This is a genomic window from Methylophaga nitratireducenticrescens (assembly GCF_000260985.4).
GTDB classification, from domain to species: domain Bacteria; phylum Pseudomonadota; class Gammaproteobacteria; order Nitrosococcales; family Methylophagaceae; genus Methylophaga; species Methylophaga nitratireducenticrescens.
In genome coordinates, this window is record NC_017857.3 from 1952676 (window position 1) to 1968905 (window position 16230).

Annotated in this window: 15 protein-coding genes; 5 read left to right on the forward strand and 10 right to left on the reverse strand. The window is 45.1% G+C overall.

The genetic code is table 11. The features are described from left to right. The 7 genes from Q7A_RS09320 to yhbY form a co-directional block, all read right to left on the reverse strand. Nucleotides 1-291, reverse strand: coding sequence for a PepSY domain-containing protein (locus Q7A_RS09320; RefSeq protein ID WP_014707097.1), 291 nt, complete (start codon nt 289-291; stop codon nt 1-3). Between the two features lie 67 nt (nt 292-358). After that, entirely contained in the window at nt 359-754 is a 396-nt protein-coding gene (locus Q7A_RS09325; RefSeq protein ID WP_041354501.1) for a c-type cytochrome, read from the reverse strand. A 268-nt stretch (nt 755-1022) separates the two neighbouring features. Beyond that, entirely contained in the window at nt 1023-4910 is a 3888-nt protein-coding gene (gene hrpA / locus Q7A_RS09330; protein WP_014707099.1) for an ATP-dependent RNA helicase HrpA, read from the reverse strand. Between the two features lie 135 nt (nt 4911-5045). Further along, the gene (locus tag Q7A_RS09335) at nt 5046-6011 is read right to left on the reverse strand and encodes a DUF481 domain-containing protein (RefSeq protein WP_014707100.1); all 966 of its coding nucleotides are present in this window, start codon (nt 6009-6011) and stop codon (nt 5046-5048) included. 189 nt (nt 6012-6200) lie between these two features. Beyond that, the gene (locus tag Q7A_RS09340) at nt 6201-6665 is read right to left on the reverse strand and encodes a pentapeptide repeat-containing protein (protein WP_014707101.1); all 465 of its coding nucleotides are present in this window, start codon (nt 6663-6665) and stop codon (nt 6201-6203) included. A 31-nt stretch (nt 6666-6696) separates the two neighbouring features. Continuing rightward, entirely contained in the window at nt 6697-7290 is a 594-nt protein-coding gene (locus Q7A_RS09345; RefSeq protein WP_014707102.1) for a nitroreductase family protein, read from the reverse strand. Between the two features lie 18 nt (nt 7291-7308). Next, entirely contained in the window at nt 7309-7602 is a 294-nt protein-coding gene (yhbY, locus tag Q7A_RS09350) for a ribosome assembly RNA-binding protein YhbY (protein WP_014707103.1), read from the reverse strand. A 49-nt stretch (nt 7603-7651) separates the two neighbouring features. On the opposite strand from yhbY, the gene rlmKL reads away from it, so the two are divergent. Next, nucleotides 7652-9886 carry a bifunctional 23S rRNA (guanine(2069)-N(7))-methyltransferase RlmK/23S rRNA (guanine(2445)-N(2))-methyltransferase RlmL gene (rlmKL, locus tag Q7A_RS09355; protein WP_014707104.1) on the forward strand — a complete coding sequence of 745 codons (2235 nt, stop codon included), beginning with the start codon at nt 7652-7654 and terminating at the stop codon, nt 9884-9886. Here the strand turns inward: rlmKL and Q7A_RS09360 are convergent. The 3 genes from Q7A_RS09360 to Q7A_RS09370 form a co-directional block, all read right to left on the reverse strand. Beyond that, the gene (locus Q7A_RS09360) at nt 9878-10630 is read right to left on the reverse strand and encodes a ParA family protein (RefSeq protein WP_014707105.1); all 753 of its coding nucleotides are present in this window, start codon (nt 10628-10630) and stop codon (nt 9878-9880) included. The genes rlmKL and Q7A_RS09360 overlap by 9 nt on opposite strands. Before the next feature lie 2 nt (nt 10631-10632). Continuing rightward, on the reverse strand, nt 10633-12714 hold the full coding sequence (gene ppk1 / locus Q7A_RS09365) for a polyphosphate kinase 1 (RefSeq protein ID WP_014707106.1): 2082 nt from the start codon (nt 12712-12714) through the stop codon (nt 10633-10635). Nucleotides 12715-12851: 137 nt separating this feature from the next. After that, nucleotides 12852-13331: a DUF6231 family protein gene (locus Q7A_RS09370; protein WP_014707107.1), complete on the reverse strand. Its 480-nt coding sequence runs from the start codon at nt 13329-13331 to the stop codon at nt 12852-12854. Here Q7A_RS09370 and Q7A_RS09375 point away from each other — a divergent pair. The 4 genes from Q7A_RS09375 (at nt 13330) to Q7A_RS09390 (ending at nt 16214) form a co-directional block, all read left to right on the forward strand. Beyond that, nucleotides 13330-13803, forward strand: coding sequence for a YcgN family cysteine cluster protein (locus tag Q7A_RS09375; protein WP_014707108.1), 474 nt, complete (start codon nt 13330-13332; stop codon nt 13801-13803). The genes Q7A_RS09370 and Q7A_RS09375 overlap by 2 nt on opposite strands. Next, complete coding sequence (locus Q7A_RS09380; RefSeq protein ID WP_014707109.1) at nt 13793-14218, forward strand: hypothetical protein; 426 nt, start codon at nt 13793-13795, stop codon at nt 14216-14218. The genes Q7A_RS09375 and Q7A_RS09380 overlap by 11 nt, the downstream gene beginning before the upstream one ends. A gap of 398 nt (nt 14219-14616) precedes the next feature. Then, the gene (locus Q7A_RS09385) at nt 14617-15909 is read left to right on the forward strand and encodes a M18 family aminopeptidase (RefSeq protein WP_041355107.1); all 1293 of its coding nucleotides are present in this window, start codon (nt 14617-14619) and stop codon (nt 15907-15909) included. A 20-nt stretch (nt 15910-15929) separates the two neighbouring features. Further along, entirely contained in the window at nt 15930-16214 is a 285-nt protein-coding gene (locus Q7A_RS09390) for a hypothetical protein (protein WP_014707111.1), read from the forward strand. Nucleotides 16215-16230 lie beyond the last annotated feature (16 nt).

A 16230-nucleotide genomic window follows, 5' to 3' on the forward strand; every position in this document is an offset into this window, starting at 1 on the left:
TTATTGCATTTGATATCCGGTTAGCCGATCCAATCGGTAGGTTTTCAGCTTACCATCTACATGTAAAACTTTGACACGAAAAACCGTATGGTTTTGATATTGTTCCTGTTCTACCGACAGAACACGGCCACCGGTTTCCACCTGAGCTAATTCTGCAGCAGTTTTCTTGGTCAGTGGTAAGGCTATATCGTTAATACTGGTTCCTGCTTCCGCATCTGGCGGCAAGTGATCAGTGTAACCAGACAAAGGTAACGTTAGCATAAAAAGTAACAGATACCAGGGAAACTTCATGGAACAGCCTTATATTTTGTATGCTTGTTATGAATCGATAATAGCAAACTGCACGTTATTGAACACATCATTTTGTTCCCTGTGTCGGTTGCACCGGACCAATGGCATTGTCAGCCCTGGCACGAAGATAATTGTAGAGTTGTTCTCGTCCATTGATAACCTGAGGAGTATCCTCAAAACTCGGCATGATACCGATACGACCTTTTTTCCCCTCAATCAGCACCTGCATGAATTTATCTTTGGATAGTTTATTCAGGCTTTTAGCTAAATTGGGCCCTGCGAGTCCCTGTGCAAAAGTACCATGGCAACGCGCACACCAATTTCGATAAAGCAAATAGCCTCGATAAGTTTGTGAGTCCAATTTATTACCTTCAGTAACGGTATAAGAAGCTTGGGCCTGAACGGGGCTAAACCAGACACTGGTGGAACATAGAAATATCAATCCTGCTAAACGTAAACACATAGCTGCTTATGGGCCAGTTTTAGTGTTGTAATTTGGGGATCTTGAAATGACATTGTATTGAACCAGGTCCTTATACGAGAAAGCGTCTTCGCTCTGAATCTTCGCCACTGTGGAGTGAGTGGAGATGTCATGAAAACAGTTATGTCTGATGACAACCAAACTAGCAATCATTTTATCCATGACATACTCCACACAATTGAAGCTCAAGTCAGGGTAACAATGTTTAACTGAACTGTGACTGAATGTTCTGTAAATTAACGTTAATTTTTTAACATTCTGCCCATTGCTTATCGAGACGTTTGGTTGATACGGGACAGGCAGTACCAATTTCCTGGGCAAAAACCGAGATACGAAACTCTTCAATCATCCAGCGATATTGCTGCATTGCTTCATTATCAGCGCGTTTAATATTGATCAGATAACGCTGCCAGTGGGGCTGGACCTCCATTTGTCGTTGACGATCTTTGGCTGGATCGGTTTTCAGTTTATCCAGACGCGCACCGATGGCTCGAAAATAAGCGGGTAAACGCTGTAAAGCTTCATCCGGAGTGTGATGCACAAATCCCTGATACAGCAAATAATTTAATTGCTCACGGATGTCTTTAACCGCATGCATCGCCGCCAGAGGAATATTTCCAGACAGCCGTTTGGCAATCGCATGATATTCGCTTAATGGCTCAGCGATCAGTCTGGCAAGTTGGTTGGCAATGTTAATGAGTTCACTACTGCGTTGTTGCAGCCGCAGTTCAAACTGTTGTTTATCGCGTGGCCAGTCCTGATCTTTCAGAAAGCACCGATCAAATGCAACGGCTATCAAATCCTGTTTCAACTGCTCGCATGGAGTAATCTGCTGGGTTTTGTTCTCTTCAAATGGCGCAGCAGGCACATTGGCATAATGCAGGCACATCTTCTGTATATCCGGCAGGTTTTTCTGCAGATATTTAACGTTATCTTTTTCTGCCAGCATAAATAGTCTTCTCAACCCTATTGCTGAGAATGATTTAGCTTGCTGCAAGGTATCCATCAGCGTCAGATCTACATGATCACCACGATCTACCAGGGCAGGGTAAGCCGTCATTTCCAGGCCGTTTTGCTGCATCACAATGTGTTCAGGAAACGCATCAAATTCCCAGCCAGTCATCCCGGATTTTTCATACTCAGAATCAGGTAACTGACGGAAACTGGCAGCAGCCTCTTTTGACCAGTCTTGCTTTAACTGATTTAAATCACGATTTTCTGCCAGCAGTTCACCTTGTTCATCAACCAGCTTGAAATTCATTTTCAGATACAGTGGCAGATCTTCCTGCCGCCAATCATCTGCTTTAATCTCAACACCAGTCATTTTACGTAATTGCTCAGTTAAAGCAGGCAACAATGCACCTTCATAAGGCGTTAATGCTTTCAGGCAGCGATCGGCATAATCCGGTACAGGAATAAAATGACGGCGCAAGGATTTAGGCAGGCTTTTAAGCAAAAAAATGACCTTGTCACGTAACAAGCCAGGCACTAACCACTCATAACGTTCGGGATCACTTTGATTGAGCAGTGACAGCGGAATCGTCTGGGTAATACCATCATGTTGTTTGCCAGGCTCAAAATGATATTCAAGCGGCAACGGAACACGGTTCACCAGCAACTGATCCGGATAGCTATCAACCGTTACCTGATCAGCATTGTGCTGCATCAGAATCTCACGGCTCATAAACAAACACTGTGGGTCTTTTTTCTCTGCCTGTTTACGCCATTTTTCAAAGCCATGACCATTGATAATATCGTCAGGAATACGCTCATGATAAAAGGCAAACAGAGTATCTTCATCTGCCAACACATCACGTCGCCGTGATTTTTGCTCCAACAGTTCAATTTCATCAATCAGCTGGCGATTATGTTGGAAAAATTTTGCCTGACAGTTGAAGTCACCATTGACCAAAGCTTCACGGATAAATATTTCGTTGGAAGTAGGGCGATCCAATGGTCCGTAATGAATTTTCCGACGATTTACTATGGGTAATCCATACAGACTGACACTTTCAAAAGCGACGACTTGAGCCGGTTTTTTCTCCCAATGCGGATCACTGTATTGGCGTTTAACCAGATCTCCTGCAATCGGCTCAATCCACTCGGGTTCAATTTTGGCGACAATCCGGGCATAAAGTTGTCCGGTTTCCACCAGCTCGGCAGCCATGATCCATTTCGGACCTTTTTTATGTAATGCTGAGCCTGGAAAAATTTTCAGTTTCAGATTACGTGTGCCGGCATAACTATGCTGGTCAGCTTTCATGGCCACATTGCTTAACAGACCGCTGAGCAAGGCTTGATGAATAGGTTGATACTCAGCCGGTTGCTGATTAGGCTTGAAGCCCATCTGCGTGGTTTGCACGTGCAGTTGCTGATAAATATCATGCCATTCACGCAGACGCAGAAAAGACAGAAAGTTTTCTTTGCAGTATTTGCGAAATTTATTCTGACTTAAGTGTTTCTGACGGTCATGATACAAATCCCATAGCTTAAGAAACGCTAAAAAATCTGATCGGTCGTCTTTGTATTTGCTATGTGCCTCATCTGCCGCCTGTTGTTTATCCATCGGACGTTCTCGTGGATCCTGAATACTCAGAGCACTGGCTATTACCAGTACTTCATTCAGACTGTTTTGATCATTTGCCGCCAGAATCATTCTGGCGATACGCGGATCAATCGGTAATTTGGCAAGCTGTCGGCCTGTTTCGGTTATTTGCCGTTTGCCATTTACAGCATTGAGTTCCTCCAACAACCGGTAACCATCGTTGATCATCTTCGGTGGCGGGGGATTGATAAACGGAAATTTAGCCGGGTCGCCCAGTTTTAATGCGGTCATCTGCAAAATAACGGAGGCCAGATTGGTACGCAGAATTTCCGGATCGGTAAATGCCGGTCTGGCAGCAAAATCCTCTTCGTCGTATAAACGAATACAAACCCCGGCAGCAACACGACCACAACGACCGGATCGCTGATTAGCACTGGATTGCGATATTTTCTCAATCGGTAAACGTTGCACTTTATTGCGTACGCTGTAGCGGCTGATTCGCGCCAGACCTGGATCGACGACATAACGAATACCCGGTACTGTCAACGACGTTTCCGCCACATTGGTCGCCAGAATAATACGGCGCGGGCCACTGGTTTTAAACACCCGATTTTGTTCACTGGCCGACTGTCTGGCAAATAGGGGCAGAATTTCTGTATTGGGTGGGTGATGTTTGCGTAGCGCTTCAGAAACATCACGGATATCACGTTCACCTGATAAAAATATCAGTACATCGCCTGGCCCGACTCGACATAATTCGTCCACCGCCTGGACGATACCATCAACAAAATCCAGATCTTCACTGTCATCATCGCGACTTAATAAGGGACGATAGCGGATTTCAACAGGGTAGGTTCGGCCACTGACTTCGATAACCGGTGCATTGTCAAAATGCTCAGAGAATCGTTGAGTATCAATGGTTGCCGAGGTGATGATCAGTTTCAGGTCGGGGCGTTTCGGCAGCAATTGTTTGAGATAACCCAATAGAAAATCAATATTCAGACTGCGTTCATGCGCTTCATCAATAATCAGCGTGTCATATTGATTCAGGTAGGGATCATTTTGTGTTTCAGCCAGCAAAATACCGTCTGTCATCAGTTTGATATAGCTTTTATCGGCTTTTACCTGATCATGAAACCGGACTTTATAGCCAACTGCTTCACCGATTTGGGACTTTAGTTCTTCAGCGATACGTGTTGCTACAGTCCGGGCTGCAATACGTCGCGGCTGAGTATGGCCAATCAGGCCACCGACACCCCGACCCAGCTCAAGACAGATTTGGGGTAACTGCGTGGTTTTACCAGAACCGGTTTCACCACAAAGAATAATGACCTGATGTTGCTGAATCGCTTTAGCGATATCTTCCTTTCTTTCAATTACGGGAAGATCAGCCTCCAAGGAAGGCTTCGGCAGGTTGTTCAAACGAAACTGAAAGCGCTCATTTGAACGTTCAATTTGCTGTTGCAGATTCAGCCATTCATTTTCATTGGCGGATTTATTCTGTAACTGCACTAATCGCCGACGCAGTTTGTGCTGGTCGGCGAGCATGGTGTTTTTTATTTGAGTTTTAAGTTGTTGCTGTTGATTGTTCACTAATTTTCAATTTACTTGGAAGCTTCTGAGCTTAATAATTTTCAGCGTCAGTATACAGAGTAGCATCTGAAAACGTGTACTCAGGACGGTTAATCTGTGTTCATTGCTTCCATTGCTGGGCTAGACAGCTGAGTCCTAAAGACTCCAAGACAGCGACAAAGTATATTTGAAATCGTGTTTACTAACCTCATCTTCCGTCTCTGAATCATACTCATTGGTCATGCCGACTTTTAACGCTACGCCAGCACGTTCATCCAAATCAAGAATCCAGTCGAATGTGGTTACATTCCGGTAGGCATCGAAAGAATCGAAACTAGGATAAAACGTATTGGCTAACGCTAAACGTTGCGCAGCATTAATGCGCCAGCGTGTTTCGAGACCTAACAATCCTTCAGGGGTAAATTCTTCACGTTCGCCACCAAACGTTTTGTTAAAACCTGCACCGGAACGTCCAACGAATAACCAATCATCAGTATTGGCAAATTCATAACCATAACCAGCATTGGCATTGAGCCGATAGTCATAATCCTTGAATTTATCAACATCCAATCGTCCACCAGCAAACATGAACCAGGGTGTTTCAGGTTTCAACCAATCGCGGTTAATTGAGGTAAAAAAGCTGTTGTCAGACGTCTCTTCTTCGGATTTCGCATAATAATATGCAGTTCGACTGTTAATCCGGGTTTCTTCTGTGGCTAGATCAGCGTTAAAAGCCACGTTAACCTGACTGTTATCTGATTTTCCACGGCTTCCAGCCAGTCCAAGATCAAAACGTCTTTCCCAGTTTGTTAACCAGCCGGTCCCCAGCAGGCCTTTATCTTCCGGTTCAGCCTCAGCAAGGTCAACCGATTCAATAATGGGAGTGTCATCTGTTGGTGTTTGCTGGGCCAGAGCCTCATAATCTGTTTTGATTTCGGAGACGGTATTGGTGTTAATGATCATTTCACCGAGCAGCTGATGTTTAATAGTAAGGGATTCCTGATTACGTTCTAATAAATCACCTTGCAAACGATCACCGTTGGTCAGAATCAACGTAACGGGTGCAGCGTGGGATAAAACTGGTACCAACAAACAAACGAAGACGATTTTTTTCAAAAACAAAATAGGTTCCTATGGCTGAATTTGTCCGCCGTATACTAACGATTACTGCGACGAATGTCAGGAGTAATTTACCGGGAATTTTTCTTTAAATATCAGGAGTATTAACCTGGGCTCGGTTTATCTTCCTTCACCAACACTGCATGTGGCTTATTAGGTTATCAAGAAAGAGATGATGCCTTTCTTACTGAACTAACAACCATCATTATTTACGCTACCATCTGGCATCGTGGTGTTGCAGAATTTAATGCCTCGATCATGAACGCCTTTCATTGATGCCCCGGTTAAGTCTGCGCCACTCATATCCGAAAAAATCAAATGTGCACCGTCCAGTTTGGCATTTTTCAGATTGGCATCCATCAGCTGGGCGTAATCCATTAAGGAATTACTTAGATCGGCTCCTTCAAGCTGCGCTCCCTGCATCCTTGAATGCGTAAACCATGCACCTTTAACATTGGCATTGGTAAGAATAATGCCTTTGAGATTGGCTTCACTCATATCAGCACCTTCCAGATCATGATCTTCCAGTGGCGCTTCACTTAAATTGCAATGGTGACATTGATTTTCTTCGAGCAGTCTTTTCAAATAAATTTTATCGTATGCGTAAGCGGCACTACTGAATAAACTCAGGGCTGTGATAATCACCATTGATTTCATTTTACTTACCTCAACTTCATTGATATATGTTTTAACCGGTCCAGCGATTTTCAAAAAAATGTTCGTTTAAAGGACGCCGCTGCCTGGCTTTTAGTTCCCGTTCTAAGGCTTCAGCGCTCAACGTATCCAGCGCAGCAGGATAACCAACAGCAATTACCGACCACAGGTTTACAGTGGTTGGTATGGCTAAAGCCTCTCGTAATTTATCAGCATCAAATCCACCCATCTGATGAGACATCAGACCGAATGCGGTTGATTGCAAACATAAATTAAGACTGGCCGCGCCAGTATCATATCCATTCCAACGGTTTTCGCTGCCGTTGTGAGTGAAGTGGGGCAGGGATGCCGTCACGATCAATAACGGTGCATTTACCGCCCATTGCTGATTGCCCGGAGCAAGACAATCCAATGTTTTTTGCCAGCTTATTTCGTCTTTGATTTTGTTACAGATAACGTAACGCCATGGTGCTTCGCCGTAGCAGGAGGGGGCCCATAATGCAGCTTCACAAAGTGCCATGATGATGTCATCACTAACCGCCTGCGTAGCATCATAAGCCTTGCCACTCCATCGCTCAGCAATAATGGAAGCAAGTTTCTGTTCTGTTTCAGCGGGTTTTTGTATCAAGATGAATTATCCCTTTAATTAACCCGGCAACTGAATGACGGGTTTATCAGCCGGGCGATATAAACCACCAATATGACCGATGACCATGACTAAATCTGCACCGGTTTTTTCCACGATCTCATCCAGCATTTGCTTGCGATCAGCTTTTTCCTGGCCGCTGACTCGGACTTTAATCAGCTCGTGATAGGCCAAAGCATTTTCAATTTCAGCCAGTACGTTTTCAGTAAGACCCGCGTTACCAATCATTACTACGGGCTTTAGCGGGTGGGCCAATCCTTTCAGATATCGACGTTGTTTATCATTGACTGCCATGTGAAGTGCTACCTGTATTAAAATGCTGTGATTATATCAGGATAGTTTCATGACTAAACACAAGTTCACCGTCACCGCAGCACGTGGCATGTTGCCGTTGCTGGAAACCGAACTCAAACAAATCGGTATTAAACAATACAAAACAGAGGCGGGCAGCATACGTTTCACCGGTAGCCTTAAAGAAGCCTATCAAGTCTGTTTATGGTCACGCGTCGCAGTCAGAGTGCTGATGCCAATCGCTCATTTCACCGCCGAAACCACCGATCAGCTTTATAACGGGATTAAAGAGTACGCCTGGGAAGAGCATATCGATGCTGAAGACACCACTCTGGCAATTGATTTCAATAGTTTCCGTTCGAAAATCCATCATACCCAGTTTGGTGCGCAGAAAGTTAAAGATGCCATCGTTGATCGATTACGTGATTTATCGGGTAAAAGACCATCTGTAGATTTGCATCAACCGGATCTGCGGGTAAATGTTTATCTTAAACATAATCAGGCGATTGTCAGTATTGATTTATCCGGCGAAAGTTTACATAAACGCGGCTATCGTGTCAGTCAGACTAATGCTCCGATAAAGGAACATCTGGCGGCAGCCATATTATTGTCTGCTGAGTGGTCAAAGCTTGCCCGTGAAGGTTGGGCATTGCTGGATCCGATGTGTGGTAGTGGTACCTTTTTGATCGAAGCAGCATTGATGGCAGCCGATATTGCACCCGGTTTACAGCGAGATTATTTTGGTTTTCTCTACTGGAAGCAGCATGACAAGGCTGCCTGGCAGCAATTAAAAGCGGATGCTGAAAGAAGACGCCTCAGTGGACTGGCGCGATTGCCGATGATAATGGGCGGGGATGAGGATAAATCTGCCGTTACGGCGGCCCAAGCCAATATTGAAGCCGCCGGACTGAGTGATCGTATTCAGGTTATCCATCGTGATCTGCAGAACTGGGCGACGGTCGCTCAAACCTTACCTGACGTTGGGTTAGTGGTTTCAAACCCACCCTACGGGCAACGTATTGGTGATGCCGCTTCGTTACATAATGTTTACGAAGCGCTTGGTGATTTAGTGAATCACCATTTACCGGCATGGCGAACGACCATTATTACCGACAACGCCCAGTTGGGTAAATTGACCGGCCTCACTCTATTTGACAGCAAGCCCTTTGACAATGGCCCGATTGCCTGTGAAGTCTTGTCATATCGTGCCCCCAAACCATTACGCCGTGATGCCAAACCGGTGCAACAGGAGATGTCAGCTTCACCTTCACCGTGGGATAAAACGCCGAAAACCAAAGCAAAACCTGCTGTTAGTTCATCGGTGGTGGAAAATGTTTCTCCACAAGCGGAGATGTTCGCTAATCGATTAAAAAAGAATGTTCGGCATTTAGCCAAATGGGCACGCAAAAACCAGCTGGATTGTTACCGGCTTTATGATGCTGATTTACCCGATTATGCTGTGGCTATTGATGTCTACGGAGATTACGTTCATGTGCAGGAATATGCACCGCCAGCGGATATCGATCCGTTAAAAGCCAGTGAACGTCTGGATGAAGTCATGCAAATCATTCCGGCTGTGTTGGGTGTAAAGGACGATAAAGTTGCGCTAAAGCTACGTCAGAAACAACGTGGTTCTAATCAGTATGAGTCACAGGCGGCTTTACGTCAGCGTTTTGAAGTACGGGAAAATGATCTTCGCTTCTGGATTAATCTAACGGATTACCTTGATACCGGATTATTTCTGGATCACCGAATCACCCGGCAGATGCTGGCTGAAAACAGCAGAGACAAAGCCTTTCTGAATCTGTTTGCCTATACCGGCAGTGCGACGGTTTATGCTGCTGCAGGCGGCGCTAAATCGACTACCACCGTAGATATGTCAAATACTTACCTTGGCTGGGCCAGAGATAATATGCAATTGAATAACTTTGTTGGTGAGCAGCATCAATTTATTCGTGCGGATGTATTGGCCTGGTTAAATGAGCCTGCAACGCAGGATTTACGTTTTGATTTGATATTTGTTGATCCGCCGACCTTTTCCAACTCCAACAAAATGGAAGGGGTGTTTGATATTCAGCGGGACTATAGCGATATGCTGCAAAAGGTGGCAGGCATGTTGAATCCTGGCGGTGAAATATTCTTTTCAACCAATCGCCGTGATTTCAAACTGAATGCATCGGCATTGAAAGCTCTGGATATAAAAGATATTAGCAAAGCTACGCTACCAATTGATTTTGAACGTAATTCAAAAATTCATTATTGCTGGCGAATGCAAAAATCAGCTTGAGCTATCAAGCGTGAGTTTAATTTCCTGCCACAATGCCTGGTAGGCTTTATTGACTGTTGAATTTGCCGCAAAAGCCGCCAAAGGTGCTCTGACTTCACCCATTTTTTCCACTACGGCGGCATAAGGGATAGCTGTTTGCAATCCGTGTTTTAAAACTTTAGGCGGATGAGCCAGCATTACTCGATGCAGACTGCGACGGCGATCTGCCATGGTAAAAAAAGCGTGCAGACGTTTAGGTTTAAGATTGTTTTCTTTGAAGAAGTCACGCGTTTGTTCAAATGTTCGCATCGATAAATGGCTGGGAATAATCGGCACATAAATTACGTCAGCCGCAGTAAACATTTGTTCAGTTAATTCCGAAAAGCTGGGTGGACAATCCAGAACAATTAACGAATAGCTTTCACCAAACGGGGCTAACAGTTTTGCCAGTTGATTTTTATTATCCCCAGCTTTTGCCAGGTCCAAATCCATTTGCCGGAATGAAAAATCGGCCGGAATAATATCCAACAACGGATAATCCGTGTTCTTGACCAATTCCCCAATCGGGGTTTTGCCTGACAACAGTTTTTTGGCTTCCGCTTTAGATTTACTTTTGCGTTGCAACAACCAGCTGGCAGCACCTTGCGGATCCAAATCCCATAATAGCGTAGGAATGCCCTCATTTGCGGCTTGCCAGGCAATATTTACTGCAGATGTGGTCTTACCCACACCACCTTTCAGATTAAAAAATGCGATTATTTGCATGATTAATTGGTTTTCGCCAATTGTTCCAGAAGCGTGTTCTGAGCACTGATCATTGCATCTCCTTCGTTGCGGGGGGCACGCCGATAGCGACCATCAGCCGATAAAACCCACGCCTGAGTATTATCAGTAAGGTACAGATTCAGATCATCGATAATTCGTTTTTGCAGGCGTTTTGACTCAATTGGGAAACAGGTCTCGACTCGACGTAGCAGGTTACGTTTCATCAAATCGGCACTACCTGCCCAGACTTCAAAATCGCCGCCATTTTCGAAATAAAATACCCGAGTGTGCTCGAGAAAACGACCAATGATGCCTCGCACCTGGATATTTTCCGAAACGCCTGCAACCCCCGGTTTTAATGTGCAGATACCACGTACAATCAAATCTACTTTAACACCTGCAATGGACGCACGATAGAAGGCATTAATCATTTCAGGTTCAACCAATGCATTGACCTTAACAATGATATGCGCGTTTTTGCCGGCTTCAGCGTGAGCAATTTCCCGATTAATTTTATCCAGTAAACCTTGATGCAGATTGAATGGTGCATGCATTAATTTATGCATTTTGGGGATTTTCCCCAAGCTGGTGAGCTGGATAAACAGGTTATTAACGTCTTCACCAATCTGTTTGTCTGAGGTCAATAATCCATAATCGGTATAAATACGAGAAGTACTACGATGGTAGTTACCGGTACCCAGATGGACGTAACGACGTAATTTATTATTTTCACGACGCAGAATGAGCAACATTTTGGCATGGGTTTTATAGCCAACAATGCCATAGACGACATGAGCACCCGCCTGTTGTAACTTGGATGCCAACGCAACATTGGCTTCTTCATCAAAACGCGCCCGCAACTCAATAACCACAGTGACTTCTTTTCCGCCGTGAGCGGCGGCAACCAATGCATCGACAATGGGTGAAACAGCACCTGTACGATACAGGGTTTGTTTGATAGCCAGCACGCTGGAATCGGAAGCCGCCTGTTTGATCAGATCAATGACGGGGGTAAAGGATTGAAAGGGATGATGTAAAAGAACATCCTTCTGTTTTAACAGCCCAAAGATTTCCACCTCTGACGTCAGACCATTTGGTCGTCCCTGAGTAAAGGGTTTGAATTTCAAATCCGAACGTTCAACCATTGAATGCAAAGCCTGCAAACGGCTTAGATTCACAGGGCCATTGACCAAATAGACGTTATCCTGATGCATTGCACACTGGTCACGCAGGAAATTAACCATTTCTTCAGGGCAGTTATGCGCAATCTCAAGTCGTACTTCGTCACCGTAATTACGATGCGTCAATTCATCTGCAATGGTTGCCAGCAAATCACTGGTTTCTTCTGTATCAATGGCTAAATCACTGTTTCGGGTAACGCGAAATTGATAACAGCCCTTGATCTTCATCCCAAAAAACAAATCATCGGCAAACGCATGAATAATTGATGATAAAAACACAAAGTGATATTGACCCGGTTCACATAACTCCGGAGGCAGCTGGATCACCCGTGGTAGCGCTCTAGGGGCCTGTAAAATGGCAAAACCGATATTGCGGCCAAAAGCATCTTTGCCATCCATCGATACAATAAAATTTAAACTTTTATTGAGTAATCGGGGAAATGGATGTGAGGAGTCCAATCCAATAGGGCTGAGGATAGGTTGAATTTCATCACGAAAATACTGTTCCAGCCAGGCACTATGTTCACTGGTCCACATCGGCCTTGGCAGGACTTTAATACCTTCCTGCTCCAGTAACGGTAATAATTCATTGTTAAGTACTGAATATTGCTCATCAACCAATTCATGGGCACGTATGCTGATCAACCTTAATGCTTCCTGAGCGCTGATTTGATCAGCTTCCAGGTAGGGATCGCCAATTTCGATCTGTTGGATCAGACCGGCCACTCGTACTTCAAAAAATTCATCCAGATTGGTACTGGAAATACACAGATAATTCAGTCTTTCCAGCAATGGCACACTGGGATCCAGAGCTTGTTGTAATACGCGCCAATTGAACTCCAGCAGACTCAACTCACGATTCAAGTAAAGGTCGGAGCTATTCAGATCAATTTGTGTTTCCATGTTTTCCATTTTGATGGCTTGTTTGAAGGTTAATTAACGATAAGCTTGAACATAAAAATTGCGGTAATTGTGTAGTGTTTATGTAACCCGACACCCCCAAGCAAACTAGAGGGATTTGATGACAATCTGATGACAACCTACCAACGATATTTGTCATAGTTTTCCGGATTCGCCCAGAAACGACTGTTCAGCCAGTCGCGCTTGGGTTGGTAATTTTCAATAGCATAACTGAACACCTGTAAACCATCACTGGTTCCGGCAATATGATGCAGGCCCATGGCCAGATAATCGTGAAATTGCCATCCTTGTTTTTGCGCCAGCGCAGGATCGGCAATCAAAATGATATGTGGTGCATGCAAATTGCGTAAATAGCCCAGCCATTGTTGTCCGGCCTGTAACGGCAAAGTTTCCGTCAAATCGCTGATTACCGCCAGATCCACACTGTGAATTTGCTTGAGTTGTGCTTGTTCAAATGGTGTCGCCAGCGCCAGTGATCTGGTATCTTGGCAGTCGTTCAGGCATAGCCTGGCCGACTCTCCCGCAACCAATACAGATTGCGGATCAAATTGCTGTATCAGCGTACTGAGCAGCGAAGATAATAAGACTGATTGATTCATGACTGACCAGCATAAAACATCTACCGAGTTCTGGAAACATAAACGTCTTGGACAGATGACACATACCGAGTGGGAAAGCCTTTGCGATGGCTGTGGACGATGCTGTCTGCATAAACTTGAAGATGATGCCGATGAACGGATGTATTACACCCGTGTAGCCTGTGAATTACTGGATATTTCAACATGTCGCTGTAAGGATTATGCGAATCGTCAAAAGACTGTGCCGGATTGTATCCAACTCAGCGTAGAGCAGGCACACTTTTTTGACTGGTTGCCCGATACCTGCGCCTATCGTTTACTGGCCGAAGGCGAATCGTTACCAGAATGGCACCCATTGATTACCGGTGACCCTCAAAGTGTGATGGATGCAGGAGTTTCTGTTCGCAATGTGGCTATTAGCGAATCAGAAGATATAGATCTAACCGAAGAGGTTATTGCGTTGCAGCCACCTGTTTACCCGCATGACACCTGAAGAAAGCCGCGAATTTACCACTCGTCTGGAACAAGCTGCATTGACGCTGCTGGAGATGGAAATTTACCGAAAACCTGATGATTTGGCTCGTCGTTTTGGACTACCATTGCCAGTGGTGCGTTACTGGTGGCGCCATACTGATGAAAAAACACGTCCAGTCGATCAAAACAGTTTGTCACCCCGGGAAGTAAAAGTCATTCGTAAAGCCACCCAAACCCTGGAAGGATGGGAAAAGATCAAACGTTATCGCCCGCCATGTGGTGCACGATTACCAGGCGGGAAGAAGTGCAAACGTTCAGTGGCGATCCGCCAGCCTGAAGCATGGTCGCTGGGCGCTTTGGCTGATCGTTGTCGTTTACATGGCGGTAATGCCCGGCGCATCATTCGATCAAAATCCCAGAACGATACAGAATAAGGCCTTGTCATAGCCAAATAGCTGCGATGATTAATAACTCAACAAAGTAACGTTAAACAGTTTGCTGAGCAGACGAGCCAACATGAAAAATGAGCAGAAAAATTTGCCGTGTAGGATTATCTCTTAAGACAAGATCAAAAAGTTAATTTCTGCCAACCAGTCAAACACCAAACGTATGTATCGTGGGCATCTGGTTTTTGAAAAGGCGCAGACAGACTCAACATCAAAAGGGTTAACAGTCCCTCCCAACCGGTTGAGAAACAATCGTCCTCAAAGCCTAAAAGTAAACGGATTTATCGCGGCCAGAACATAGAAGATTGAAACAATCGGCTGAATTTGTCACATTGATGCAACAAAATCGTTACCATATCGTCCAGTTTCATACTCCGGAATTCATCATGAGCAGCACGTCTCCCCATAACCTCAATCGTGGTTTACTTGATTTTATTGATGCTTCACCCACACCGTTTCATGCAGTCGCCAATATGAAAGCGGCTCTGGAGGCTGCTGGATATAAACCGCTTAATGAAAAAAACAGCTGGGGAACATTATCGACCGGTAGCTATTATGTTACCCGCAATGATTCCTCCATCATTGCGTTTAATCTGCCCGATATCAACTTGGCAGAAGCTGGCTTTCAAATGGTGGGGGCACATACCGATAGCCCTTGTTTAAAAGTCAAACCGCAACCAGGCACAGTAAAAAATTCATTCTGGCAGCTGGGCGTTGAAGTATATGGTGGAGCTCTGTTAAACCCCTGGTTCGACCGCGATTTATCGATGGCCGGACGCGTAAGTTTTGCTGATGCTGATGGTCAATTAAGTCATGCGTTGGTTAATTTCAAAAAGCCTGTGGCGGCTATTCCTAGTCTGGCCATCCATCTGGATCGGGACGTTAATCAGAATCGCAGTATTAATCCGCAGCTACACCTGCCACCGATAGTGCTGCAAACCGAAGAGGGTGATAAACCGGACTTCCGTGCCTTACTCGAGCAACAGCTCAGATCCGAGCAGGGTGAACTGACGGTGGGTAAAGTGCTGGATTACGAAATCTGTTTTTACGATACCCAGCCGTCGGCGCTGGTCGGTATCAATGAAGACTTTATCAGTGCTGCGCGCCTGGACAATTTGCTGAGTTGTTATATTGGCTTGCAGGCGTTATTGGCCGGATCGAAAAATAAGGCCAATTTACTGGTATGCACAGATCACGAAGAGGTCGGCAGTGTGTCGACCAGTGGCGCACAGGGAACCTTCTTGCCCGCCGTTCTGCAGCGTCTGGCCCAGGATAATGAAAGCTATCAACGAATTATCCAGCACTCATTATTAATTTCTGCGGATAATGCGCACGGTATTCACCCCAACTATGCTGATCGGCATGATGAACAACATGGTCCCATTCTGAATAAAGGACCGGTGATTAAAAGTAATGCCAATCAACGCTATGCCACTAACAGTCAAAGCAGTGCACGTTTCCGGCAGCTTTGTGAACTGGCTGATGTGCCGGTGCAGGATTTTGTGGTGCGAACGGATATGGGCTGTGGCAGTACTATCGGTCCGTTGACTGCCAGTAATCTGGGCGTTCACACTCTGGATATAGGGGTACCAACTTTTGCCATGCATTCGATTCGAGAGCTTGCCGGCAGCCAGGACACTTCGCATTTATACAATGCGCTTAAACAGTTTTTTAATTAAATCAAAGGAATATAAACACTATGTCAGAAACAGTTGATGAGTTAACGGTGACCTATCAGGAAGGCGATGTTACCACCGTCAAGGAACTCGATAAGGTTGTTCTTACCAAAGGTGCCTGGGCGACCGTGATGTTCCGTTATCAGGATCTGGATCGCAAAACTGGCGAGTTTGGTCCTGATAAATATACGATCCGTCGCTATCAAAAACGTAATGGTGAGTATGGCCAACGTTCAAAATTCAATATCTCCAGCCGCGATCAGGCGCAACAGATCATTGAAGCATTAACCCGCTGGACTAAAGACTGAATAGAATTAACTGCCG